The organism is Algoriphagus lacus (assembly GCF_003583985.1).
In the GTDB taxonomy this organism is placed as follows: Bacteria; Bacteroidota; Bacteroidia; order Cytophagales; family Cyclobacteriaceae; genus Algoriphagus; species Algoriphagus lacus.
This window is the reverse complement of record NZ_QXML01000005.1, coordinates 100,882-124,665: the sequence shown is the minus strand read 5'-3', so window position 1 is coordinate 124,665 and position 23,784 is coordinate 100,882. Positions and strand designations below refer to the sequence as shown.

Genomic DNA, 23,784 nt, shown 5'->3' with positions numbered 1-23,784 from the left:
TTAACCCAACCTGTTTATTACATCATCAAACAGCTTTTCATTCACAACGGCTACGCCACCCATTAGCCCGACATCTTTTCCGAGTTGGTACAGGGCCAATTGGGACTTTTCTCTGGACTTCGCCATACTATAGATGTTCAAGGCTTGCTGGATTGGCGTGATGAGGTATTGATTGGCCTCTGCCACAGATCCTCCAATTATGATCAATTCAGGATTGAGTAGCTGAATCAGGATGGAAATACCACGCCCCAAATCCAGGCCAGCCTCTGAAAGTATCGTGATGGCTCGTTGATCTCCTGCCAATGCGGCCTCCACTACTAAGCCCGGCTCCAAGTCTCCTTGATGATCCCGGACCATTCTGGCAAGGATGCTGTCTTTGTCCAGCTTGATAGCTTCTTCGGCCATTCTGACGATTGCTGTACCGGAAGCCACTGCTTCCAAGCATCCCTTTTTGCCACAAGTGCAGGTAACATCTCTGGATTCAAAAATAGGAGAGTGAGCAAATTCCCCGGCAAAACCGGAAGCACCTTGATAGATTTTACCGTCGATGATGATTCCCAGCCCAATGCCCCAGCCAATAAAGAGACCCAGTACATTTTTGTGGTTATGTTCTGATCCAAATTTGAATTCAGCCAAAGTCATGGCACGGGCGTCATTCTCCAAAAAGATTTTCTTTTGGAATCGAGCTTCAAGATTTTCCAGCAGCGTTTTCTTTCCAAATCTCAGGTAGGTATAATTGACTCCACCGATGGAATCCACCAGTCCAGGCATTGAAAATCCAATGGCTATTACTTTGTCAGAAGGAATGTTTGTTTTTGTCAGGTATTGCTCGATCAAATCACAGAGTTGATCAAAAGTTTCTTTCTCATTGTTGAGGGTAATCTTATGATCTTCTTTGTCAAAGGCTAGCTCATGCGTGCAGGAATATAAAGCTAGATTCATGTTGAACTTGGACAAGTCAACTGACAGGACATAGAATGCATTTTCCGCTAGCCTGTAAAGATCCGGCTTTCTGCCACCTTGAGACTCTGCTCTTCCTTGTTTGATTACTTCTCCTGAATTCATCAAATCCCCCAACAGAGCATTAACGGTGGGTAGGGATATTCCTACCTCATTACAGATTTCGCTTGCAGTGTTGGCTCCCTTTAGGTAAAGGTTTTTGATGATCTTGATTTTATTGAGGTAGCTTTTGATTTCTACCACACCTTCCATTTTGGAGATGACTTCTTGTGGGTTTATTAGGTTCATGGCTTCAAGTAATGCCTCAATTAAGGGAAATTTTAGGTTTCAAAAAATACTTCCTAAAAAAAATTAATTAATGAGAAGTGATTTTTGAAAGGAAACTCGATTTATTTGGTTAGAGAACCTAGTTTTTCAAAAAGATTTGAAAATTTCCGATCATTATTTTCTGCAAAAGGAACATTACTTATGTTTGCCCAGAAATTTTTGGACTATGGAATCTTTTACTATTAACCCACATCTCAGTAAAGCTGAGATTTTTATTGAAGTTGAAAATTACCTTCATGAATTAGGTTTTCGAATCTCAGCCAAAGACATGGATCGACCTTGGGGAGGTTTTTTTGTTCTGGATGAAACCCAGATTCTGAAATTCAAGAATGAATTTTTTTCAGAAGTGGAGCTTTCAGAAGAGCAGTTGGAGCAAAAGTTAAGTCCAAAGTTTCTTCTAGTTGCACCGGGAGCAAGACTTTCCTGGCAATACCATTTTCGCAGAGCAGAGCTTTGGAAACTCATTGCCGGAACTTCAGCAATTTCAAAAAGCACCACTGATGAACAGGGGCCGGTTGAGGTAATGAATTTGGGTGAAGTGGTCTCCTTAGAGAAAGGTCAACGGCATCGATTGATCGGTGCAAATAATTGGGGGATTGTTGCGGAAATTTGGATGCATTCAGACCCAACTCATCCATCAGATGAGAATGATATCGTTCGACTTCAGGATGATTATTCCCGAAAATAAAAAGCCCGGTTTCCCGGGCTTTAAAAAGAAATAAGTTTTGGTCCGAAGCTCAATCACCCTTAAAATAAACTAATCCAGTTTAAAAAAAGTCTGCGGACAAGTCCAAAAAGGTAATTGAATTTACATATAAATATTTAAAATCCAAATATTTACATTCAAAATTAGCGTTGAGCTGTTTCAAATGCTTTTTTCTGAATTTAAAGCTTTTCGATTTTTTTAGCGATTTCCTCTGCTTCAGCCATTAGTTTATCTGCTGCAGTTCTATTGGAGTGTGATAGCTTATGCACCTTGGCCATCATTTCGGCATAGGCTTCCTGTAATTTTTCTTTTTCTGTTTTCTTCTTGAATAGTCCGAACATGGGTATATGATTTGGTTGATTAACCCGGGACTGTTCTCAATGTTTACAGTCTAGCGGTAATTACAATTTGTTCTCCTCGACAATCTCGTCGTTTTTGTAATTGATCAGGTCTTCCAGTCTTCCTGCTGAATTGTAATACCTCCAAGGGCCTTCCTTTTTCCCGTCCTTCATGGCTCCTTCAGAAGCTTTTTTCCCGGTTTCATGATAGAAAATCCACAATCCTTCGGCTTTACCGGATTTGAAAGTGCCTTCTGATTCTTTTTGCCCGTTGATATAGTATGTGATTCGGGTCCCATCCCCATCTTTGAGCGTTCCTTTGTCAAGTTTGGCCGAACCATCGTAGTTGAAATAGTCTCCGACATTTTTTAACCGGCCATTATCCCAGAACTCTTCTTGGGTTAATTGTTTGTTGTCGTAGAAAAGACCCCAGATTCCATCTTCAAACCCAAGTTTGTAGCTGCCTACAGATTTGAGTTGTCCACCGTCGTAGTAATAGAACCACTGCCCATCTTCCATTCCAAGGACATATTCTCCTTCCGCAACCAGAATTCCAATTTTGTTAAAGTATTTCCAGAGTCCTGTTTTTAGGTCATTTCGATATTCTCCAATGGAATAAACTTGTCCATCGGGAAAGAAACTCTTCCAGAGTCCGCTTTTTGCTCCGTTTTCATATTGACCCTGAACCGATATTTGACCTGAACTGTGGTATTCGATGTATTCTCCTACGGGAACCCCTAGTTCATATCTTTTCCTTTTAGAGAGTGCCTTATTTGGAAAATATTCTTCCCAAACACCAATGCCGATGTCATTCTGATAATGTTCGATTCGGGCTAGTCGGCCAGTTTGATAGTAATATTTCCAATCGCCGGTTTTATTTCCCTGGTCATCATAATATTCCTCTGCTTCAAGGATTTTGGTTGCCGGAAAGTATCGTTTCCATTCGCCAATTTTTTGTCCGTTTCGGTAGGTGCCCGTTTCAAGAGGCATTGTAAAAGCATACCTTTTGATTGGGCCTTCCATCCGGCCTTTTACATAAACTGCTTCCGTAATCACATTACCGTCGGGGTCATATTCCAAATATGGGCCTTCCCTAAGTCCTTCCACATAAAACTCTCGGGCAGCCAATTCTCCAAATTCGTAATAAGTCACCCATTGGCCGGTACGCTTTCCGTTTTCATATTGTCCTTCCAGTTGAACCTGTTTTGGATCAACATAACTTGGATTTCCAGCTTTTCCGAAATATTCTGTGTATTTCCCGACCAAAACACTGTCCTGATAAATCAACTGTTTCTTAAGGGCCCCTTCCTCATCGAAAAACTGGGCAGGTCCAAACAGCTTTCCATCTCGGTATTCAGCTGTCTCGCGTTTTTTTCCGCTTGGGTAATAATTAGTCCAAGACCCTTCTTTTTTCCCTTTTAAAAAAGTGCCCTCTGCTATAAGGGTGTTACTTTTGGGATTATAAAATTTCCAAAGCCCCTCTCGTTGATTACCGATAATTACACCGGTTCCCATGATGGTGGAATCTGAACTGAATTGTTGAATCAGTTTGGGTTCCTGAGAAAAAGCAGAAAAGTAAACGAAAGTAAAAACTGCTAAAAGCAAGTATCTCATGTCGTGAAGGGTTCAGGGTAGCTCGCGGCAAAGCCAGTAATAAACGATCGGTAATTAAGATTCGATATAGTTACTACGTACGAATCTTTTTCCTGTTTAAAATTAAGGTAATTCCGGCTTTAATCTTTCGGAAGCTCCAGAATACCAATGATTTTTTTTAGTTCCCCATTAAGATATTTGACAATGGTTTGGGGTTCGGGCAGTAGATCAACTCGTTTGATCCAATGGTGAAATCCCAATTCAGACTTGGATATTTTCTCTTGGCTAGTCGTGAAGTTTTTAGTTAAAATTAGATCAGGGTAGTCCCATTGATTTTCACTTTGGCCAAATGAAAATTCCATTTCAAGAAATTCTTTAATAGGGTTATTTCTATTTTTTCCGATCAGAACTGTAATGAAAAACCCATTTCCAAACCAGTTCAGCAGCCGGATATTGACTCCTTCCAAAGTGTCAAAATCACGGATTAGATCTAACACTTGATAAGGAAATCCCAACAAATCATTTCCCTTGGAGATTTTGATACCTCTGGAATTTGGAGAAATTCTTGTCAAATCCCTATTGGGAAAATTATTTCCGACCTCCTCCAAAATAGCGATAAATTGACTTTTAAGTAAGTTTTGCCTCCGAAAAAGGTCGGAATTCAACCAAAGATCAAGATCAATTGGGGTCTGGATCTCATCCATTTTTTACCAACGCAATAGAGCAGATGCCCAAGTAAATCCAGATCCAAAAGCCGCCAAACAAACCAAGTCACCTGGTTTTAACCTACTTTGTTCCCATGCCTGTGAAAGCGCAATCGGTATGGTTCCAGCAGTCGTATTTCCCAAATACATGATATTATTAAACACTTTCTCATCAGGAAGCTGAAGCTTTTGCTGAATGTATTGACTGATGCGAAGGTTAGCCTGGTGAGGAACGAGCAGGTCGATTTGTTCTTTTTTGACTCCGTTATAATCCAGTGCTTCCTGGATTACCTCCATGAATCGAACCACTGCATGTTTGAATACGGCATTTCCGTTCATTTTTAGGAAAAAATCACCCCGATCAATCATCTCCTGAGAGATTCTGACCTTGCCGCTAGAGCTTGGAGCAATGCAATACAACTCCTCCGCGTGGGCACCCTCAGAATGTAGATGTGTACTTAGAATTCCCGGCTGATCGGGTTCAACAGCTCCCAGTACTACCGCTCCAGCTCCATCGGCAAAGATGACCGCGCTGGATCGCCCTTCGTCACTTTTGTCAAGTGCCGAGGACTGAATTTCTGCGCCTACCACGAGGATTTTTTTGTACATCCCGGTTTTGATAAACTGGTCGGCTACCGAAAGTGCATAAATAAAGCCGGAGCAGGCATTTCGGATGTCCAACGCTCCAATCCCTGTAAGCCCTAGTTCTCGTTGCAATAAAACGCCATTCCCGGGAAGGAAATAGTCGGAGGTAATGGTTGCAAAAACGATAAACTCGATGTCTTTGGCCTCGATTCCGGCTCTTTCCATTGCCATCCGGCTGGCTTTGGCAGACATATTAGTGACGGTATCCACACCGGGCGTAAACCAGCGACGCTCCTGAATGCCAGTTCGCTCCACAATCCATTCATTGCTGGTATTCATCATCTGGGAGAGTTCCGCATTGGTTACAATGCGCTCAGGTACATAATGTCCAGCTCCGAGGATTCGGGATTTTTTCATTTTCATTTGGGTCTATTGAATTAAAAACAAAAAGGAGTGCCAATATCGCTACTTGATGGCAATCCGACAAAAAAGCCTTCCTGTTGAAAATTGTTTCCAGTTTTATCCAAATAGGGTGTAATTCCCAAATTGGTCCATTGGAGAAGTACGTCGAATAATTCCGGGTGAGTCGTTTTGGACAGAATTAACCAATGGAGAAACAGTGTAACTCAACATTAATTCCGCTGGGTAAGGATTCAGCATTTTCATCAGATCTGACTCGGAGGAGTATTTGTCCAGCCATTTTTTTTCCTGATCTCGGGGAATGATTACTGGCATCCGGTCATGTACTTCTTCGACGACTTCATTTGGAGTGGTGGTCAGAATTAAAAATGTATGCTGGGATTCTCCGGATACGGTTTCATATTCCTCCCATATTCCTGCAAATGAAAATATATCTTCGTCACGAAGGGTAAACCGGTAGGGGATTTTGGTCTTTTTTCCGAGTTTTTTCCATTCAAAAAATCCGTCTGCTGGAACTAAACAGCGTCTTCTTTGGAAAGAGCCTTTAAATGAAATTTTTTCGTTTACCGACTCTGCTTTGGCATTGATCAGTTTTTGGGAAACGGGTTTGTTGTGTCCAAAGTCAGGGGTAATGCCCCAATAAAAAAAGGAAAATCCCTTTGGACTGTCGGAAGTAATAACAGGGACCAACTGAGTCGGAGCAATATTATACCTCGGTTTGAAATCCGCCAGCATTTCGGCTTGGAACCGCTCTTCCAATTCAATTTTACTTTTGCTGAGGGAGTATCTTCCGCACATGGTCAGGGTGTTAATGGGTTTTGTGGGGGAAGTTAGAGATCGCGGGTAATAAATTCAACTGCCCTTTGCTCTGAGAAATAGCTTTTTTCTCCTAAAGGACCTGAAAACCCCACGTGTCCTCCAAACTTTGGGAATTCAAAATGAATTAGTTCCAGCTTTTTTGCCAAGCGGACTGGAAAGCAGGATTCGCTCAGAAAGGGGTCGTTTTGGGCATTCAGGACCAAAGTTGGCACTTCAATTTGATCCAAAAAGTACAGGGAAGAGTTGACCTCATAGTATTCTGCGGCATCGGCAAATCCGTGCAAAGGTCCGGTAAAATAATTGTCAAAATCTCTCAAAGTTTTGATTTTCCTTAAGAGACCAACCGGTATTTCTCCAGGAAAGGCCAATGATTTTCGGATCACTTTTTCTTTCAAGGTTTTCAAAAACCGTTTTGAATAAATGATATTTTCTCCGGAGGAAATTTTGTCACAGGATCTTGCTAAATCTAAAGGAACCGAAATGGCGACCCCTTTTTTAAGTTTTGGGTTAGTGGACTTTTTTTCTCCCAGGTATTTCAGAGAAAGATTTCCGCCCAAACTGAACCCAACCAGATAGATTTCCTGATAACTTTCTTGAGCATGGGTGACCACGGTATCTAGATCATAAGTAGCACCACTGTGGTAAAAAATCAGGTTTCGATTCATTTCCTCACTGCAACCGCGGAAGTTCCAAGTCAACACATCGAAGCCGTTCAAAATGAATTCTTTGGCCATTCCAAGCATGTAAGGCCGAGTACTATTTCCTTCCAAACCATGGCTGATGATCACCAAGCGGGGGTTAGCATCCCTATACCAATCCAGGTCAAGGAAGTCTCCATCCGGTGTTTCGATTCTTTCCCGGGTAGGTTTTTGTAATTCTACTTTACGGAAAAGAGCTGGATAAATCGTTTCTAAGTGTCCGCTAAAGAGCCAATTAGGCCGTCGATAGGAGCTTTCAGAAGTCAGTGGCATGGGGTAAAATGGCCTAAAACAGCACGGAAAATACAGGATATAAATTTGAATAAAGCATTTTTAAAATCTATTTTTGGACTCTTTAAAAACGAACAAGCTCGAAATTACCTATGGCCGAAATAATCAGAATGCCAAAAATGAGCGACACAATGGAGGAGGGGGTGATCGCTGCGTGGTTGAAAAAAGTTGGAGATACTGTGAAGCCGGGAGATATCCTTGCTGAAGTAGAGACCGACAAAGCAACCATGGAGCTCGAATCCTACGAAGAAGGTGTCCTTTTATATATTGGAGTTCAGGAGAAAGATTCAGTACCAGTAAATGGGGTAATCGCCATTATCGGTGAAAAAGGAGAAGCTTACGAGCACTTGCTCAATGGTTCCTCTACTGCTCCAGCAGCTGCAAAAACAGAAGAAGTAAAGCCAGAAGCAAAAGCTGCAGAACCTGCAAAAGTTGAGGCTTCAGCTGAAAAAATAGACACATCCGGTATTAATGCCACGGTAATCACCATGCCGAAAATGAGTGATACCATGCAGGAAGGGACAATTGCTACTTGGTTGAAAAAAGTAGGTGACCCGGTGAAATCCGGCGAAATCATCGCTGAAGTTGAAACTGATAAGGCTACCATGGAATTGGAGTCTTATGAAGATGGAGTCTTATTATACATTGGTGTTGAAGCCGGAAACAGCGTTGCTGTGGACGGAGTCATCGCTGTAATCGGTGAAAAAGGAGCTGATTATCAAACTTTGCTCAAAGCTCAGCAGGGAGGAGGCAAAGTTTCTGCCCCAGTTGAAGCTAAATCCGAGCCTGCCGCTGAAGTAAAAGTGGCCGCACCTTCTACTCCAGTGGCCCCAGCACCTGTGGCAGTTGCGCCGGCTGTTGGAAGTGATCGACTTAAAGCATCTCCTTTGGCCAAAAAAATTGCCGAAGAAAAAGGAGTTGATATTCGATTGGTCAGTGGATCCGGTGAAGGCGGAAGAATCGTGAAGCGTGATGTGGAGACTTTTGTCCCCGCTGCTGCTCCAGTTGCTGCATCTGCGCCTGCTTCCGCTCAGTCTGTAGCTCCAGTCTTAGGTCAGGAGAGTTTCCGTGAAGAGAAGGTTTCTCAAATGAGAAAAGTGATTGCGAAGCGTCTCGCAGAAAGTAAGTTTGGCGCACCTCACTTCTACCTGACCATGGAAATCAACATGGATAAGGCAATCGAAGCCAGAAAGAGCATGAATGAGATTTCTACAGTGAAAATCTCCTTCAACGACTTAGTAATTAAAGCCGCTGCAGTTGCTTTGCGTCAGCATCCAAAAGTGAATTCCAGTTGGCTGGGTGATAAAATCCGCTACAACAATCACATCCACATCGGGATGGCAGTAGCCGTTGAAGAAGGCTTACTTGTTCCGGTAATCCGATTTGCAGACAGCCTGTCTTTATCACAGATTTCCAATCAGGCTAAAACACTCGGCGCAAAAGCAAAGAACAAAGAACTTCAGCCAAAGGATTGGGAAGGTAACACCTTCACCATTTCCAACTTGGGTATGTTTGGAATCGATGAATTCACAGCTATCATCAACCCTCCGGATGCGTGTATTCTGGCAGTAGGTGGAATCAAAGAAACAGTGATCGTGAAAGACGGTCAGATGAAAATAGGAAACATTATGAAGGTGACCCTTTCCTGCGATCACCGGGTAGTGGATGGAGCAGTAGGTTCGGCTTTCCTTCAGACATTGAAAGGTCTCTTGGAAGATCCGGTAAGAATCCTCATCTAAAAAATACCTGTCAAAAAGTCCTGTTTCGATGGGACTTTTTGCTTTTGTATGGTTATTGGAGAATGAGATGTTCATTTATCAGCGATCTCTGAATTTTGCCTTTAGCAAATTGTAAGAATCCAAATCCTTGAACCCAATAACCATAAAACCAATCACATAACTTTTATCCATGGAAAAAATCAAATCAACAACCGTAGTCGCAATCCGTCACAATGGAGAAGTAGTAATCGGAGCAGATGGACAGGCAACTTTGGGAAATACGATAGCCAAGAGTACCGTCAAAAAACTTCGGGTTTTGCAAGGTGGTAAGATCGTGACGGGTTTTGCCGGGTCGACCGCTGATGCATTTACCCTTTTGGAGAAATTCGAAGAGAAATTAAATGCCTTCGGAAATAACATGAAGAGAGCAGCTGTTGAACTTGCCAAAGAATGGAGAATGGACCGCATGCTTAGCAGATTGGAAGCGATGATGATCGTAGCAGACAAGGATGATATTTTAATCATTTCCGGTACCGGTGATGTGATTGAGCCCGATATGGAAATTGCCACCATCGGATCAGGAAGTATGTTTGCCCAGTCTGCCGCACGGGCAATGAAGAAGTTTGCCCCACAACTGACAGCGGAAGAAATGGTACGGGAAAGCCTTCACATCGCTGCCGATGTTTGCATCTATACCAATCACAATCTGGTGATTGAAAAAGTGAAAAATTGAAAGAATCAATCTGATTTATGAAAAGCCGGAAAAAGACTCCGGCTTTTTTTCGTTTTTGGTAAACCCACAGCTTCAATTGGGAGTTATCTAAGTGTATCTCAAGTATTCCAATGGAAACTACACCGGTCAAAAAGACAACTAAAAAAGATTATCGAAAACTGATTTTGGAAGGATATGTATCCCATGTCCTAGAGCATGGTGCCGAACCAACGTCTGTTTTTAAGTTTGCCAAAGATTTGAAAATGAAGGAGGAAGAGTTTTATTCTCACTTCACATCCTTTGAATCCATTAAATCCGCGATTTGGGTTTCGATTTTCGACACCACACTGGAGCAAATCGAGACTCAGGAAGTCTTCAAAGAATACAGCGTCCGCGAGAAGTTTCTTAGCTTTCTCTTTACCTGGATTGAAGAATTGAAGAAAAACCGATCCTACTTACTGAGTCTTTATCAGGACAAAAGCAAGTCATTCAAATCTCTGCCAAGCGACACCAAAGAGTTTAAGGAGAAATTCAAGGATTTTGCCAGCGAGATTATTTTGGAAGGGAAAGAAACTCAGGAGATTGCTAGTCGACCACTGATATCTGATCGATACGATGAAGCGCTTTGGCTTCAGGTGGCATTTGTCTTCCGCTATTGGTTGGATGACAGAAGTCCAAGATTTGAAAAAACAGACGCTGCGATCGAGAAATCCGTCAATCTTGCCTTTGACCTAATGGGAAAAAGTGCACTGGATTCCTTTCTTGATTTCGCGAAGTTTCTCTACCAAAACAAGTAATCCATGTCGGGCAAAGTAAAAGAGCAGGAAGCTATACCGGTTTCCAAAGTGCAGCGGGCTGCCAAGTTTATTTCCACAGGTGCAAAAGTGGGAGGCAACTATGTGAAGCACTACGCCAAAAAGATGGTGAATCCTTCCATGAACAAGGAAGAGTTGCATCAAAATAATGCCACGGACATTTACAATTCCTTAAGCGAACTGAAAGGCTCTGCCCTCAAAGTGGCTCAGATGATGTCCATGGACAAAAATCTCCTACCGAGAGCGTATCAGGACAAGTTTACTATGGCGCAGTATTCTGCTCCGCCCTTGTCCTTTCCTTTGGTGGTGAAGACATTTCAGAAGTATTTCGGAAAAACTCCCGAATCTCTTTTTGACACGTTTACCCGATCTGCAGTTAACGCTGCTTCGATTGGGCAAGTGCATCAGGCTACTAAAAACGGGAAGACCTTTGCAGTTAAAATCCAGTATCCTGGTGTGGCTGATTCGGTCAGTTCGGACTTGAAGTTGGTCAGACCTTTCGCACTCCGATTGCTGAATATGAACGAGCGGGAGCTGGATCACTACATGGAAGAGGTGGAGGAGCGACTGATCGAAGAGACGGACTACCATCTGGAAGTGGAGCGATCACGGGAGATTTCTCAGGCTTGTGCACACATACCTAACCTGAAGTTCCCTTCTTACTACGATGAATTCAGCTCGGAGCGGATCATCACCATGGATTGGATAGCTGGGAAACATATCAAGGAGTGGATGGAAACCAACCCCAGTCAAAAACTCAAGAATCAAGTTGGGCAAGCACTTTGGGATTTTTACCACCATCAGGTGCATAACTTAAAGCAGGTCCATGCCGATCCGCATCCCGGTAATTTTATTGTTCAGGAGGATGGGACATTGGGAATTATTGATTTCGGCTGTGTGAAAGTCATCCCGGAGGATTTTTATCAGGGGTATTTTGCCTTGATAAAAAAAGAACTGGTAGTCAATGAAGTAGAGCTCAATCAGATTTTCTATGGACTGGACTTCATTTCTGACAAAGACACCGAAGAAGAAAAAATCTATTTCAAAGGAGTGTTCAAGGAGATGATTTCCTTGCTTGGAAAACCTTTTCACGTGGATCGATTTGACTTTGCTGATGATAGGTACTTCGAGCAAATCTTCCAGTTGGGAGATAGGATATCCAATGACAGGATGTTTAAAAAATCCCGTCAGGCTCGGGGGTCTAGACATGGCTTGTACATCAACAGAACTTACTTTGGCTTATACAATCTGCTCAATCAGTTACAGGCTGAGGTGGATACGACCAAGCCGGAGTGGTTGAAATAACAAAAAAAGGGAGGCCAAAGCCTCCCTTTTTTGATTTATTTTGAATACGTCACCCTATAAATGCAATTGGCCATATCATCGGAAATGAGCAAACTTCCATCGGGTAACTCTTGGACATCCACCGGTCTGCCCCACACATCCTGAGTGGTTGGGTTTAGCCATCCACTGGCGAAAATCTGCTGACCGGTTACTTTTCCTGAAGCGTCAATTTGGGCAATTACCACTTCATAACCTGCTTTTTTGCTCCTGTTCCAGCTGCCATGTTTTGCGATGATAGCTTGGTTTTTATAGTTGGTCGGAAACATGCCTCCCTTGTAAAACCGCATTCCTAATGGAGCCTGATGTGCTCCCATTTTTGCAGCCGGAGCCACATAGGCCGAAGCTTCCTTTCCTTTTGTTCCAAACTCAGGGTCTTTGATTGTTCCAGCATGCCAGTAAGGATAGCCAAAATGCTGGCCTTTTGCAGTAGCTCGATTCAATTCACAGTCCGGTACATCATCTCCCATCATGTCACGACCATTGTCTGTAAACCATAATTCTTTGGAAACCGGATGCCAGTCAAATCCAACTGAATTTCTAACTCCATGAGCATAAACTTCCGGCTTGGAACCTGGCTTTTTCACATCCAGTCTGGTAATGCTTGCATAGATCTCTTCTTCAGGATCACAGATGTTGCAGGGTGCACCTACCGGCACATAGAGCATTCCGTCCGGACCAAAAGCAATGAATTTCCAGCCATGATGTCCCTCTGTCGGATATTGGTCATAGACCACTTCATAGGTTGGCTTATTCAGGGTGTTTTTTATGTTTTTAAAGCGGATGATGCGGTTGACTTCCGCTACGTACAAGTCTCCGTCTTTATATGCAACCCCATTGGGCATCCGGAGACCTTCGGCCAAAATAAATTTGGAGTCGGCTTTGCCATCCGCATTTTCATCGACTAAAGCATACACATTTTTTTCCTGACGGTTTCCCACGAAGACAATTCCATTGTCTGATATGGCCATCGAACGGGCGTTGGGCACATCTGCAGCCCAAACACTGATTTTGAAACCTGGCTGAAGCTTGATTTGATCCAGCTTTACATCTGCCTTAGCAGCGCGGATGTCTCGTTTGTTGCTGCTATTGGAAGTGGGCAGAGGGCTGAGTTTTCCCTGACAACTTGCGCTAAGGCTGACCAGTCCGAGGGAAAGACAAAAAACAATCGGTTTGAGGTTCATGGAATTTTCTGTTTTTGAAGAAATAAGCTAATACAATTGAGAATGTTTTCCCAGTAAAGCTGTATAAACGGGGCTTTGGTTATTTTTGCGCCATGTTATCGATTAGCAACCTTTCTTACTTCATTGGCGGTCGCCCGCTTTACGAAAATGCCAACCTTCATATTAAGCCAAAAGATAAAATTGGGTTGGTAGGCCAAAACGGAACCGGAAAATCCACCTTGCTAAAAATCATCAATGGAGACTATCAGCCGACTACCGGAGAGGTACAAAAAGCGAAAGACTGCACGATCGGATTTTTGAATCAGGATTTGCTTTCCTACCAGTCGGATGAAAGCATTTTGAATGTGGCTTTGGCCGCTTTCAAAGAGACTTTGGCACTTCAGGACGAGATTGACAAGGTCCTGAAGCAAATGGAGACCGATTATTCAGAAGAAGTGATCAATCGTTTAGCCTATCTCCAGGAAAGATTTGAAAGCAATGAAGGTTACACGATAAAAGCCAAAGCGGAAGAAGTATTGGAAGGTATCGGTTTTCAAACCGCAGATTTGAACAAGCCTTTGCGTCAGTTTTCCGGAGGCTGGAGGATGCGGGTCATGCTGGCCAAGCTGCTTTTGGAAAAACCTTCTCTCCTGATGCTTGATGAACCTACCAACCACTTGGATTTGCCTTCCATTCAGTGGGTGGAAAATTACCTGAAAAACTATGAGGGAGCGGTCATTGTCGTTTCCCACGATCAGACTTTTCTAGATAATTGCATCAGTACTACCGTAGAGGTTGCCAATCAGACCTTGACTTCCTATCCCGGTAATTATTCTTTTTATAAGGAAGAAAAAAAGATCCGCATGGAACTCCAGCAAAATGCTTATGAGAACCAGCAGCAAATGATCAAGCAGACCGAGCGATTTATCGAACGCTTCCGGGCAAAGGCGACCAAATCTAATCAGGTACAGTCCAGAATCAAGGCTTTGGACCGGATGGATCGGGTACACGAAGTCGTGAACGACGAGGCTTTTGTAAATTTCAAGTTCAAGTTTTCACAGAAATCCGGAAGGGATGTCGTCGTTTTGGACCATGTGTCCAAATCCTATGGTGATCTAGTGATTCTAAAAAATACCACAGCCCGAATCGAACGGGGAGACAAGATCGCCCTGATCGGGGCAAACGGGAAAGGTAAATCGACGTTACTTCGGATCATTGCCGGTACGGAACAGATTGACGGAACAAGAACCGAAGGCCACAATGTGATCAAGTCCTTTTTTGCGCAGCACCAACTCGAAGCCTTGACCTTGGACAACGAGATCATCCAGGAAATGGCTCAAGCCGGAAGTGGAAAGTCAGAGATGGAACTTCGGGGAGTCTTGGGATGCTTTCTTTTTTCCAATGAGGAAGTATTCAAAAAAATCAAAGTTCTGTCAGGAGGGGAGAAGTCTCGCGTTGCTCTGGCCAAGACCCTGATTTCGGAGGCCAACTTTTTGCTGTTGGATGAACCTACCAACCACCTCGATTTTCAGTCGGTTAATATTTTGATTCAGGCGCTTCAGCAGTATGAAGGGACCTTCATTACCGTTTCTCACGACCGTCATTTTATCAAGGGTGTTGCTAATAAGATCTGGTACATCGAAGATCATCAAATCAAGGAATATCCGGGGACTTACGAAGAATATGAATTTTGGAGAAGTCAGCAGCTGGAAGTAAAACCTTCGCCGGTTGTCGAGAAAGTTGAGAAGAAACCACAGCCTGTCACCCCACGAAATACCCCAGAAGTTCAGCAGGCAAAAAGGGATTTGAAGAAGTTGGAAGAACAGCTTCAGAAAATTGAAAAGGAGATTGAATCGCTGGAGCTTTTGAAAGCTGAGACAGAGGTGAAAATGGCCGATCCTGATGTTTATGCAGATGAATCGCAAGCCCAAAAAGTGCAGGAAAGCTACAAAAGTATTCAGGATAGTCTCTACGAAGCCAATGCCAAGTGGGAGGTTTTGGTGGATCAGATTTCAACTTTGCAGGAAATAGCAGGCTAATGAGGCACGGTTTTGGACTAAATTCAGTACTTTAATTCCATGTCTCAAAAGCTTCAGTTCCTCATTTCGGTATTGTTTTGCCTTTCTTCCATCTCGGGCTTTTCCCAAGTTTTGGAGGATAAAGTTTATTCTGAACATATTCATTCGGTGAGGCTTTTTCCTTTGGGATTGCAGCAGGACAGTCCTTTGGATGCTCCGGTGGTTTCGATTACGGATTCCCGGCCCTTGGTTTTGCTTTTTGATGACATAGCCTATGATCCGGAACTTTACACGGCTAAGCTCATTCATTGCGATGCCAACTGGCAGAAGTCTGCGCTTCGTGACAATGACTTTTCTGTTGCATTCAATGAGTTCAATATTCAGGATTATAACTATTCGGTCAATACAAGAATTCCATATATTCATTACCGTTTTCAGGTTCCAAGAGTCACGAAATCAGGAAATTATATCCTGAAGGTTTATCGGAACAGAAATGAAAATGAAGTGATTTTGACCCGAAGGTTTATGGTTCATGAAGAACTGTTTGCTGTAGGGGCGAGTGTGGTGCCTCCAACTCAGACTGAGGAGCGAAGAGCTCTTCAGCAGATTAATGTGGCCGTGAATTACTCGCGGGTAGATCTGGTGGATCCCACCACCCAGGTCAAAGTGATCATCCGCCAAAACCAACGGTGGGATAATGCCAAGTTTCTGACCAAGCCTACTTTTCTAAATCAAAACGCGAAAAGTATCCGCTACGAACCATTTGATGGTTCGAGTACTTTTAGGGCAGGAAATGAATTCAGATTTGTTGATTTGAGATTTATCCGTGCTACAGGTGTAAATATTGCGGAAGTCAAAGTGGAGGAAACTGCGATTTTTGCAAATGCCCTTACAGATACTCCCCGGCCGGGCGGAGTCTATTCCCAATACTTGGATTTAAACGGGCAATATCTCGTTTATACCAACGACAGGCCAGGTGGAAATCCTGAGGTAGAGAGTGAATACATTTACACTACTTTTCATTTTCAGGCAGACCCAGGAAGAGAAATTCACATGATAGGCTCACTGACAGCCTGGGGCAATAGTCCTGAATCCAGAATGGTTTACGACCCTAAAAGTGGCACCTATAGTACTTCCATTTTAATGAAACAGGGATGGTATGATTATCAATATGGATTTATGTCTCCAGAAGGATTTGATTCAGATCCGATCGAGGGTAGTCACTTTGAGACCGAAAATGAATACGAGGTTTTAGTCTATTACCGGGCTCTTGGTTCAAGGTATGATCAGCTCGTTGGATATGTTTACTTGCATCCCAATCGAAGGAGGCTATAAAAAAGAATCCCCTCCGTCTGGGAGGGGATGTGTTTGTTAAAACTCTTCAGGCATTTCGCTTTCTCCTTCTTCCGATGTCGGGGCGACATTTTGTCTGACCCGCTCAGTCGGTTTGTAAGGGACGAAACCTTCTCTTTTAAACTTGTATGTAGTGGTACGGGTCCCCGAAGGATGATTTGCCAAATCCAGCATTCCAAACCCTTTATGGGTAAATGCACCCAAGCCGCATTTGAACACGAAATCCTGAACTTCAGGGGCTGCATAAAGCGTGAAAGGAAGAGTGTAACCTCTTACCTCATATTTCACATCCATGTCATAAACAGCATAGATTCTTGCAAACTTCTTTTGTTGTTCTTTCAGCTTGTTGACATAAACCATGTCAGGTACTACTTGGAACTTGTAGAAAGATTCCATTTGCTCAGGAGTGTACCAGCCCGACTTTTCCATACGAGTCAAAGTTGATTCGTACAACAAATCGGAAAACTCATCGCTGTCTGGGTTAATAAACCGCTTTCCTGCTTCTTCATTGAAAGCAGGAGTGATCAAAACGAGAGGAGAAATGCACACGAATTTATTGGAGGTTTCGAGCGTTGGTTCGGATTCCAATTCAGTGTATTCCGGAGATAGGATCAAATTTCCGAGTTCGATTTTTGGCGTTGCAAAAACCTGCTCGAGCAAATAATCCATGAAGTCCTCACTTTGGGAAGAAAGAACAAGAGTCACCAGGCTGGAATAATAATGCAACCCACTTCTACTTACTTTAGTCTGACCTTTAAGGCCGGAAAAGTTGAAGTAATTATAATTGAAGAATTCTTCTCTACCTCCTTTTACAATTAAACCCTTAAGGAATTGTGCAAGGATGTACTGGTGATGAAAAGGCAAATAAGAGCCTTTGTTTTTAAGTGAAAATATCAGTCTAACTCTCACGGTGAATTAAAAATAAAATGAGACAAATTGTGAAATAAAATGCTTGGTAATTGGGGGTGGATAAGCAGTGGGTAAAAGTACAAATAAAATTCAAAAAAAGTCAAACGTTGAACCTAAAATGCATGATATCGCCGTCCTGAACCACGTATTCTTTTCCTTCAATGGCAATTTTCCCATTTTCTCGGCACCCAGCTTCATTTTTGAATTGCTGATAATCGGCAAGTTTTATGACTTCAGCTTTTATAAACCCACGTTCAAAATCAGTGTGAATGACTCCAGCGGCTTGTGGTGCTTTCCAGCCTTTTTTGATTGTCCAAGCTCTAACTTCCTGAACACCTGCTGTAAAATAGGTAATAAGGTCCAGTAAAGAGTAGGCTGCAGAAATCAATCTGTTCAATCCGCTTTCCTCCAATCCATATTCAGAAAGAAAAAGTGACTTTTCATCTGCATCCTCAAACTCTGCAATCTGTGATTCAATTGCTGCGCAAAGGATTATTACTTCAGCATTTTCTTCTTTGACTTTTTCTTTCAGTTTGTCGACAAACTTGTTTCCTGTCAGGATGCTTCCCTCGTCAACATTGGCCACGTAGAGTACGGGCTTGATGGTTAAAAGGTGCAAATCTCTTACGGCTTCAAATTCTTCCTTGTCTATTTCCACTGCACGTGCATTGAGGCCTGAGGTTAATCCGTTCTTGAATCGGTTCAGGACTTCAAGCTCCACTTTTGCCTTGGCGTCACCGGATTTGGCTATTTTTTCGATTCGCTGAATTTTCTTTTCGACAGATTCCAAATCCTTCAACTGAAGCTCGGTGTCGATCACTTCTTTGTCAAAAATCGGGTCAACACCACCCGCGACGTGAACAATGTTCTCATCTTCAAAGCAGCGAATTACGTGAATGATCGCATCCACCTCACGGATATTGGCAAGAAATTTATTTCCAAGGCCTTCACCTTTGGATGCGCCTTTTACCAAGCCTGCGATATCTACAAACTCAATGATAGTAGGTACCACCCGCTGTGGATTGACTAGTCCCTCCAAAACCTGAAGTCGCCTGTCAGGAACGGAAACGACGCCCACATTAGGTTCGATGGTACAAAAAGGGAAGTTTGCCGCTTCTGCTTTGGCGCTTGATAGCGCATTAAACAAGGTGGATTTTCCAACATTTGGAAGACCTACTATGCCACATTGTAATGCCATTAATTCGTTGCTTTAATTTTAAAGATTCGATAGGATTTATACCCTTTGTAGAACTCCATCACAGATACTCTGAATATGGTATAAACCGGAATTGCAAAGATCATCCCCGGAATACCGGCAATTTTTGCCCCGGCAAAGATAATAACAAATATCTCAAGGGGATGTGCTTTGACTGATTTGGAGAAAATCATTGGTTGGAGCACCACATTATCAGTGAGTTGTACAAAAGCAAAAACAGACAATATCTTGAAAAGTAGATAGGTATATTCTGAATCAGTGGTAAATGTACCGGTGGACACTCCGACAATCAGGCCGAATACTGCCCCAAGTATGGGTCCTGCGTAGGGTATGAGGTTTGCAATAGCTGCAAATAGTGCAATGGTAAGGGCATATTCTATCCCGGCAATTGATAGACCTAGGCTAGCCAATGAAAAAATAGCAAGCATCTGAAGCATAAGCCCAAACAGGTAATTGGAAAGTAGTTTTTCCACCTTTGTAAATGTGGCGACGGAAAGTTCGAAATAGGGATTAGGAATGAGATTAAGCAGATTCCTTCTCAAAAGCCCATTCTCCAAAAGAAGGAAGAAGGTAATAAAGGCAATGGCCATCGTGCCTATTAAGAAACTGGTCGTCAGGTCAATCAAACCACTGATAAAGCCACCGAAATCAAAGCTTTTAACAAATTCAATGATAGACTTTTTTAATTCTTCGAAAAGTGATCCAGGCTTGTTTTCAAGTAATTCGTATCGAAGCAGAAATCGTTCTACACGACTGACGGGTTCTTTGATTTGAAGATAAATTCCTTCCAAATCCAATTCGGATAGAATAATAATTTGGTCATTGATCAACGGGAAATACAACAGTCCCAGCATAACAACCAATAAAACAATGGCTGCATACGAAATCAAGATTGCAAGCCATCTAGGAATGTGCTGCCCAAGAAGGTGGAAATCATTGAGGCGATTAGTCAATGGGCGAAGTAATGCCGCAATGATTAATGAGATAATTAGGTAAAGCGTAATATTGGAAAAGTACCAGCCAAATAAAAAAAAGGCTGCCAGAAATAAGATCAGATATACAAAAAACCGCTGCATCTTTATAAATATAAAAGGAGGCAAAAGCCTCCTCAAATATACCTTAATCCGTGATGGATTAGCAATCGCCAAACCTGTACGGCATTATTCCCATTTCAATTCATCATTGATTTCGTTTTCAGTGTCTTCGTTTTCAAACTGCTCAAAATCAAAATCCGGTAAAAGATCATTTTTAACATGATCCACCGCTTCATTGAGTGCATTTACAAACTTGAAAAAATCTTCTTTGTAAAGAAAAATTTTATGCTTCTCATAGCTGAAGCTGTCACCATTCATTCTTCGCTTACTTTCTGTAATTGTAATGTAGTAATCGTTGGCTCGGGTGGATTTAATATCAAAAAAATAAGTTCTTTTGCCAGCCTTCACTTTTTTAGAGAAAATTTCATCTCTGTCGTATCCTCGTTGATCTTCCACAGTGCTCCTGATTTTGGGTTGATTTGTGCTTAATTATAGGTTCTAAGATAAAGGAAAAGCTAACTAGAATTCAAAAGCGAGTTATACTTTTTTTTGAGGAGTAGTTTATTTTCGAGTATAAGGGGTTTAAAATCAACAATAAATTTTGACCTCATTAAACAAAAAAAGTGGCCTTAGCCACTTTATTCTCCATGCATAAAAGCCTTTTTAGCAAGTAATTCTTCTTCTGTTTCACGGTGATCTGGATCATCCACGCAACAGTCTACAGGGCAAACGGCGGCACACTGTGGTTCCTCATGGAATCCATTACATTCGGTGCACTTAGCTGTCACGATGTAGTAAAATTCATCCGAAACAGGCTGCTGCTTTTCTGAAGCATCTACCACTGTTCCGTCTTCCAAAGTAACCTGCTTCAGCTTAGTTCCGCCTCCCCAAGTCCATTCAACTCCGCCTTCGTAAATCGCTGTATTGGGACATTCAGGTTCGCATGCACCGCAGTTGATGCATTCGTCTGTGATCATTATAGCCATAGTTCAATCAATTAGATGCTCAAAAGTACAATCTCAGGAACTCCAAGGCAATAAAAAAGTTGTCACACTAATTAATTTAAATTTATTCCATGCTCAGAGCCTTTTGGTAACTTTGAGCCATGATTGCAGAAATACCATTTAAGGATAGGATAGAGGCATTTTCCCGTTTGGGAGAATTTATTAGTCAGTTGGATCAGGTTGATCAGGAAAACCTTGTCCGAAGAGTTCAAAATCAGAATAGCTGGTTTACGGAGATCTCAATTCAATCAGCTCTAAAAGGTATTTCAATAATTCTGGATAGAAAAAATCTTGATGAATGGCTTTCAGCTTATGCCTTTCCCGACTGGGTAATTCCAAAGACTGTAGGAATTTTGATGGCAGGTAATATTCCCGGAGTAGGCTTTCACGACTTATTGTGCGTTCTAATTACCGGACACATCGCCTCGATCAAGTTGAGTTCTGCCGATTCGGTTTTTTCAAAATGGATTATTGACCAATTAATCCGACTTGAGCCAAGATTTCAAAATCATATTCAAATCGAGGAAATGCTAAAAGGTAAGGATGCCTATATCGCTACCGGAAGCGACAATTCTGCCCGATACTTCAACTATTATTTCGGTAAATATCCAAGTATTATCCGCTCAAACCGGACATCAGTTGCGGTTTTGACTGGACAAGAATCGGATGAGGAACTGGAAAAGCTGGGATGGGATATCTTCCTCTATTTTGGATTGGGATGCAGAAACGTTTCCAAGATTTTTATAAAAAATGAAGAACAACTTCAGCGTCTTTTGGGGATTTTGGAGAGGTTCGATTGGGTGGCATCAAACCATAAATACCTGAATAATTATGAGTACAACAAGTCGATTTACTTGGTGAACAATGAACCTCACCTTGACAATGGATTTTTGCTGCTAAAGCAAAGCAAAGATCTGGTTTCACCAATTGGCGTACTGTTTTACGAATTGTATGAGAATGAGGAAAAGCTTCTCAAGGATTTAAAGGAGATCGAAGCTAAAATACAATGTATAGTTGCGAGTTCTGATCAGGTTCATGGGGCAGTTCCATTCGGATCAGCTCAATATCCAGGACCCGGAGAATATGCAGATAAAATGGATACCCTGAAATTTCTTTTGGAGCTTAGTTAAACGAGGCTGACCGGCTGGATGGCTTTTGGAATGGAAATGCAAAATTTGGTCCCTTCACCCAGAGTGGAACTGATGGATAAGGAGCCTCCATTTTTAATGATGTATTCACGCACCAGTAATAGTCCTAATCCAGTACCGGTTTCATTGCTCTGTCCCCTGGTGGTAAAAGAAATTCCCTGATTAAGTTTTTCTAGGTTTTCCTCGGAGATGCCTACTCCATAGTCTTTGACACAAAGTTTTTGCATATCTCCCAAATCCTCATTTGACACCACCACCTTGCTCCCGGGATTTGAGAATTTTATGGCATTGGAAATCAGATTACGAAGAATCAATTCCAGCATATTTTTATCCGCTTTGACCCATGAGTTTTCAAAACCTAAAAGCTCAATCTGAATTGATTTTTCAACAGCAATTCTGTCTAGGAGTGTTTTTTGGCTGGTGACCAATCGATTTAAGTCTAAGATTTGTGGCTGAACATATTCCCCACGAAGCTGGGAGCTGGTCCATGCCAAGAGATTTTCCAAAAGTATAGCTACATGCTCCATGTTTTTGGATACTTCAGGCAGCATACTCATGAATTCTTCTTCGGAAATCAAACCGTTTTGAGTGAGATGAATAAGTTCTTTCACTCCAAAAACGGGGCCTTTTAAATCATGGGAAATAATGCTGAAAAACTTGTCTTTTAGATCATTGAGCTGCTGAAGCTCAGTCGCCTGTTTTTTAAGCCGTTCATTTATTTTTATTTCGGCAGTAATGTCATCGAAGAGTAACATCATTCCGGAAACTAGCGCCTTGCTGTCGGAAATTGGAACTGCTTCTATTTTGAGAACTGATTCTTCTCCCGAAAATTTTACTTTGCTTTCTATTATCTGACGCTCCTGATTGTTCAGAAGGTCTATGATTTCAGGTCTATCAAAAAATATTTTTTCTGCTAAATTTCCCAATTTGACTTGAATGGGATTGGGAAAATAGTTTTTGCAAGCGGAATTAAAATCGATGATTTTATTTCTATGGTCAAAGATGATCACCCCCCTAGTCATTACCTCAAGGATTTTATCCCGTGCAACTGGTTTGAGATTAAATAGGTTGAATCTCAAAATAGCCACTGCAATAAAAAGGTAGGTGAATAAAAAAGCATAGGGTGTCATATCCAATCCTTCAAATGGCTTAAGCCATGAGAATTGATAAAGCATGTTGATTATCAGTGGGAAAAAACCGGCAATTATCAATAATCGGGTTTGAAGTTTGAAATGGATATTAGCATACCTGAACCTTTTCCAAATAATATAAGTCCCAAGGAAGTAGAAAACATAGGAAAAGGCGATTTGAACTGAATACCAAATCCCCTTTTCAATTCCCAGTAGGGGAAAGGGGCCTGTGGTGATCAACCAGTTGCTTTTATAATGTAGGTGGTGCCAGGTATTGGTTAGGACTATTATATAGGTAAGAATGGGAAGAGCAAAAATGGAAGGGAAGACCCACTTTTTGTTGGAGGTATCCACCCCTGTATATTTCAATGCAAAGACCAGCCAGCTCGCAGGTGCCGCGAGCAATCCAATGTATTGAAGCTTGCTCCAAAAGAGCATTTCAGGAACAGTCTGAGCGGTAAGTTCTAAACCGTAAAAGAATCCCCAAACGGTGAAAGACAACATGGCGAAGACTATCCACCTAACAGATTCTTCTACCTTCAGTCCGATAAAAAGCGATAATCCGCCGACTAATAAACTTGAAATAATTAGGGTAAGCGCGTACGGATTAAGAATAAACTCCATGAAAACTCCAATTGACCTCTGGCAAGAAAAGTGTTTTGCTCTAGTTGTGGTATAATATTACTAGATATTTTTTAACTAATAAAGCTTTTGGAATATGCCGTCTATAAATTCTCATCCGCTCCTTGTTTTTGTAGAAAAGAACCCAAAATGGTGCCGAA

The 23,784-nt window shown here is 42.1% G+C and carries 22 protein-coding genes; 8 read left to right on the top strand and 14 right to left on the bottom strand.

Features of this window, described 5'->3' with window-relative positions:
- Nucleotides 1–1,248 carry an ROK family transcriptional regulator gene (locus D0X99_RS11425; protein ID WP_119477959.1) on the bottom strand — a complete coding sequence of 416 codons (1,248 nt, stop codon included), beginning with the start codon at nucleotides 1,246–1,248 and terminating at the stop codon, nucleotides 1–3.
- Nucleotides 1,249–1,453: 205 nt separating this feature from the next.
- Between D0X99_RS11425 and D0X99_RS11420 the strand changes: the two genes are divergently transcribed.
- Nucleotides 1,454–1,975 (top strand): cupin domain-containing protein, encoded by a 522-nt coding sequence (locus D0X99_RS11420; protein ID WP_119477958.1) that lies wholly within the window; start codon nucleotides 1,454–1,456, stop codon nucleotides 1,973–1,975.
- 197 nt (nucleotides 1,976–2,172) lie between these two features.
- Here D0X99_RS11420 and D0X99_RS11415 read toward each other — a convergent pair whose 3' ends face one another.
- The 6 genes from D0X99_RS11415 to D0X99_RS11390 all read right to left on the bottom strand — a co-directional run bounded on the left by D0X99_RS11415 (nucleotide 2,173) and on the right by D0X99_RS11390 (nucleotide 7,423).
- Nucleotides 2,173–2,334, bottom strand: a complete 162-nt coding sequence (locus D0X99_RS11415) for a Lacal_2735 family protein (RefSeq protein ID WP_119477957.1) — start codon at nucleotides 2,332–2,334, stop codon at nucleotides 2,173–2,175.
- A gap of 60 nt (nucleotides 2,335–2,394) precedes the next feature.
- Nucleotides 2,395–3,945, bottom strand: a complete 1,551-nt coding sequence (locus D0X99_RS11410) for a toxin-antitoxin system YwqK family antitoxin (RefSeq protein WP_119477956.1) — start codon at nucleotides 3,943–3,945, stop codon at nucleotides 2,395–2,397.
- A 119-nt stretch (nucleotides 3,946–4,064) separates the two neighbouring features.
- The gene (locus D0X99_RS11405; protein ID WP_119477955.1) at nucleotides 4,065–4,628 is read right to left on the bottom strand and encodes a hypothetical protein; all 564 of its coding nucleotides are present in this window, start codon (nucleotides 4,626–4,628) and stop codon (nucleotides 4,065–4,067) included.
- A gap of 3 nt (nucleotides 4,629–4,631) precedes the next feature.
- Nucleotides 4,632–5,630 (bottom strand): 3-oxoacyl-ACP synthase III family protein, encoded by a 999-nt coding sequence (locus tag D0X99_RS11400; RefSeq protein ID WP_119478157.1) that lies wholly within the window; start codon nucleotides 5,628–5,630, stop codon nucleotides 4,632–4,634.
- A 102-nt stretch (nucleotides 5,631–5,732) separates the two neighbouring features.
- The gene (locus D0X99_RS11395; protein ID WP_119477954.1) at nucleotides 5,733–6,431 is read right to left on the bottom strand and encodes an SOS response-associated peptidase; all 699 of its coding nucleotides are present in this window, start codon (nucleotides 6,429–6,431) and stop codon (nucleotides 5,733–5,735) included.
- A 32-nt stretch (nucleotides 6,432–6,463) separates the two neighbouring features.
- The gene (locus D0X99_RS11390; RefSeq protein ID WP_119477953.1) at nucleotides 6,464–7,423 is read right to left on the bottom strand and encodes a YheT family hydrolase; all 960 of its coding nucleotides are present in this window, start codon (nucleotides 7,421–7,423) and stop codon (nucleotides 6,464–6,466) included.
- A gap of 110 nt (nucleotides 7,424–7,533) precedes the next feature.
- Here D0X99_RS11390 and D0X99_RS11385 point away from each other — a divergent pair, with 110 nt between their 5' ends.
- The 4 genes from D0X99_RS11385 (at nucleotide 7,534) to D0X99_RS11370 (ending at nucleotide 11,991) form a co-directional block, all read left to right on the top strand.
- Nucleotides 7,534–9,180 (top strand): pyruvate dehydrogenase complex dihydrolipoamide acetyltransferase, encoded by a 1,647-nt coding sequence (locus D0X99_RS11385; protein ID WP_119477952.1) that lies wholly within the window; start codon nucleotides 7,534–7,536, stop codon nucleotides 9,178–9,180.
- A 169-nt stretch (nucleotides 9,181–9,349) separates the two neighbouring features.
- Entirely contained in the window at nucleotides 9,350–9,892 is a 543-nt protein-coding gene (hslV, locus tag D0X99_RS11380) for an ATP-dependent protease subunit HslV (protein WP_119477951.1), read from the top strand.
- Between the two features lie 110 nt (nucleotides 9,893–10,002).
- Entirely contained in the window at nucleotides 10,003–10,668 is a 666-nt protein-coding gene (locus D0X99_RS11375; RefSeq protein WP_119477950.1) for a TetR/AcrR family transcriptional regulator, read from the top strand.
- 3 nt (nucleotides 10,669–10,671) lie between these two features.
- On the top strand, nucleotides 10,672–11,991 hold the full coding sequence (locus tag D0X99_RS11370; protein WP_119477949.1) for an ABC1 kinase family protein: 1,320 nt from the start codon (nucleotides 10,672–10,674) through the stop codon (nucleotides 11,989–11,991).
- A 35-nt stretch (nucleotides 11,992–12,026) separates the two neighbouring features.
- On the opposite strand, the gene D0X99_RS11365 is transcribed toward D0X99_RS11370, so the two are convergent.
- Nucleotides 12,027–13,211 (bottom strand): PQQ-dependent sugar dehydrogenase, encoded by a 1,185-nt coding sequence (locus tag D0X99_RS11365; RefSeq protein ID WP_119477948.1) that lies wholly within the window; start codon nucleotides 13,209–13,211, stop codon nucleotides 12,027–12,029.
- 92 nt (nucleotides 13,212–13,303) lie between these two features.
- Here D0X99_RS11365 and D0X99_RS11360 point away from each other — a divergent pair, with 92 nt between their 5' ends.
- Complete coding sequence (locus tag D0X99_RS11360; RefSeq protein WP_119477947.1) at nucleotides 13,304–15,229, top strand: ABC-F family ATP-binding cassette domain-containing protein; 1,926 nt, start codon at nucleotides 13,304–13,306, stop codon at nucleotides 15,227–15,229.
- Nucleotides 15,230–15,268: 39 nt separating this feature from the next.
- The gene (locus D0X99_RS11355; protein WP_119477946.1) at nucleotides 15,269–16,543 is read left to right on the top strand and encodes a type IX secretion system plug protein; all 1,275 of its coding nucleotides are present in this window, start codon (nucleotides 15,269–15,271) and stop codon (nucleotides 16,541–16,543) included.
- 36 nt (nucleotides 16,544–16,579) lie between these two features.
- Here the strand turns inward: D0X99_RS11355 and cas6 are convergent, their stop codons facing one another.
- The 5 genes from cas6 to D0X99_RS11330 form a co-directional block, all read right to left on the bottom strand.
- Entirely contained in the window at nucleotides 16,580–17,470 is an 891-nt protein-coding gene (cas6, locus tag D0X99_RS11350) for a CRISPR-associated endoribonuclease Cas6 (protein ID WP_119477945.1), read from the bottom strand.
- Between the two features lie 100 nt (nucleotides 17,471–17,570).
- Nucleotides 17,571–18,668 (bottom strand): redox-regulated ATPase YchF, encoded by a 1,098-nt coding sequence (ychF, locus tag D0X99_RS11345; RefSeq protein WP_119477944.1) that lies wholly within the window; start codon nucleotides 18,666–18,668, stop codon nucleotides 17,571–17,573.
- Entirely contained in the window at nucleotides 18,668–19,762 is a 1,095-nt protein-coding gene (locus tag D0X99_RS11340) for an AI-2E family transporter (RefSeq protein ID WP_119477943.1), read from the bottom strand. The genes ychF and D0X99_RS11340 overlap by 1 nt, the downstream gene beginning before the upstream one ends.
- An 84-nt stretch (nucleotides 19,763–19,846) precedes the next feature.
- Nucleotides 19,847–20,176 carry a DUF3276 family protein gene (locus D0X99_RS11335; RefSeq protein WP_119477942.1) on the bottom strand — a complete coding sequence of 110 codons (330 nt, stop codon included), beginning with the start codon at nucleotides 20,174–20,176 and terminating at the stop codon, nucleotides 19,847–19,849.
- Nucleotides 20,177–20,358: 182 nt separating this feature from the next.
- Entirely contained in the window at nucleotides 20,359–20,706 is a 348-nt protein-coding gene (locus D0X99_RS11330) for a 4Fe-4S binding protein (protein ID WP_119477941.1), read from the bottom strand.
- 119 nt (nucleotides 20,707–20,825) lie between these two features.
- Between D0X99_RS11330 and D0X99_RS11325 the strand changes: the two genes are divergently transcribed.
- Nucleotides 20,826–21,854, top strand: coding sequence for an acyl-CoA reductase (locus tag D0X99_RS11325; protein WP_233553701.1), 1,029 nt, complete (start codon nucleotides 20,826–20,828; stop codon nucleotides 21,852–21,854).
- On the opposite strand, the gene D0X99_RS11320 is transcribed toward D0X99_RS11325, so the two are convergent.
- A complete protein-coding gene (locus D0X99_RS11320; RefSeq protein ID WP_119477940.1) occupies nucleotides 21,851–23,626 on the bottom strand; it encodes a sensor histidine kinase in 1,776 nt (591 codons plus the stop codon). The genes D0X99_RS11325 and D0X99_RS11320 overlap by 4 nt on opposite strands.
- Nucleotides 23,627–23,784 lie beyond the last annotated feature (158 nt).

What these genes read in the sequence shown, in the direction of transcription:
- D0X99_RS11340 (WP_119477943.1), bottom strand. Translation starts at nt 19,762, where the DNA reads ATGCAGCGGTTTTTTGTATATCTGATCTTATTTCTGGCAGCCTTTTTT.
- D0X99_RS11420 (WP_119477958.1), top strand. Translation starts at nt 1,454, where the DNA reads ATGGAATCTTTTACTATTAACCCACATCTCAGTAAAGCTGAGATTTTT.
- D0X99_RS11390 (WP_119477953.1), bottom strand. Translation starts at nt 7,423, where the DNA reads ATGCCACTGACTTCTGAAAGCTCCTATCGACGGCCTAATTGGCTCTTT.
- D0X99_RS11385 (WP_119477952.1), top strand. Translation starts at nt 7,534, where the DNA reads ATGGCCGAAATAATCAGAATGCCAAAAATGAGCGACACAATGGAGGAG.
- D0X99_RS11320 (WP_119477940.1), bottom strand. Translation starts at nt 23,626, where the DNA reads ATGGAGTTTATTCTTAATCCGTACGCGCTTACCCTAATTATTTCAAGT.
- D0X99_RS11400 (WP_119478157.1), bottom strand. Translation starts at nt 5,630, where the DNA reads ATGAAAAAATCCCGAATCCTCGGAGCTGGACATTATGTACCTGAGCGC.
- D0X99_RS11375 (WP_119477950.1), top strand. Translation starts at nt 10,003, where the DNA reads ATGGAAACTACACCGGTCAAAAAGACAACTAAAAAAGATTATCGAAAA.
- D0X99_RS11360 (WP_119477947.1), top strand. Translation starts at nt 13,304, where the DNA reads ATGTTATCGATTAGCAACCTTTCTTACTTCATTGGCGGTCGCCCGCTT.
- D0X99_RS11415 (WP_119477957.1), bottom strand. Translation starts at nt 2,334, where the DNA reads ATGTTCGGACTATTCAAGAAGAAAACAGAAAAAGAAAAATTACAGGAA.
- D0X99_RS11395 (WP_119477954.1), bottom strand. Translation starts at nt 6,431, where the DNA reads ATGTGCGGAAGATACTCCCTCAGCAAAAGTAAAATTGAATTGGAAGAG.
- D0X99_RS11410 (WP_119477956.1), bottom strand. Translation starts at nt 3,945, where the DNA reads ATGAGATACTTGCTTTTAGCAGTTTTTACTTTCGTTTACTTTTCTGCT.
- D0X99_RS11425 (WP_119477959.1), bottom strand. Translation starts at nt 1,248, where the DNA reads ATGAACCTAATAAACCCACAAGAAGTCATCTCCAAAATGGAAGGTGTG.
- D0X99_RS11405 (WP_119477955.1), bottom strand. Translation starts at nt 4,628, where the DNA reads ATGGATGAGATCCAGACCCCAATTGATCTTGATCTTTGGTTGAATTCC.
- D0X99_RS11370 (WP_119477949.1), top strand. Translation starts at nt 10,672, where the DNA reads ATGTCGGGCAAAGTAAAAGAGCAGGAAGCTATACCGGTTTCCAAAGTG.
- D0X99_RS11365 (WP_119477948.1), bottom strand. Translation starts at nt 13,211, where the DNA reads ATGAACCTCAAACCGATTGTTTTTTGTCTTTCCCTCGGACTGGTCAGC.
- hslV (WP_119477951.1), top strand. Translation starts at nt 9,350, where the DNA reads ATGGAAAAAATCAAATCAACAACCGTAGTCGCAATCCGTCACAATGGA.
- ychF (WP_119477944.1), bottom strand. Translation starts at nt 18,668, where the DNA reads ATGGCATTACAATGTGGCATAGTAGGTCTTCCAAATGTTGGAAAATCC.
- D0X99_RS11325 (WP_233553701.1), top strand. Translation starts at nt 20,826, where the DNA reads ATGATTGCAGAAATACCATTTAAGGATAGGATAGAGGCATTTTCCCGT.
- D0X99_RS11330 (WP_119477941.1), bottom strand. Translation starts at nt 20,706, where the DNA reads ATGGCTATAATGATCACAGACGAATGCATCAACTGCGGTGCATGCGAA.
- D0X99_RS11355 (WP_119477946.1), top strand. Translation starts at nt 15,269, where the DNA reads ATGTCTCAAAAGCTTCAGTTCCTCATTTCGGTATTGTTTTGCCTTTCT.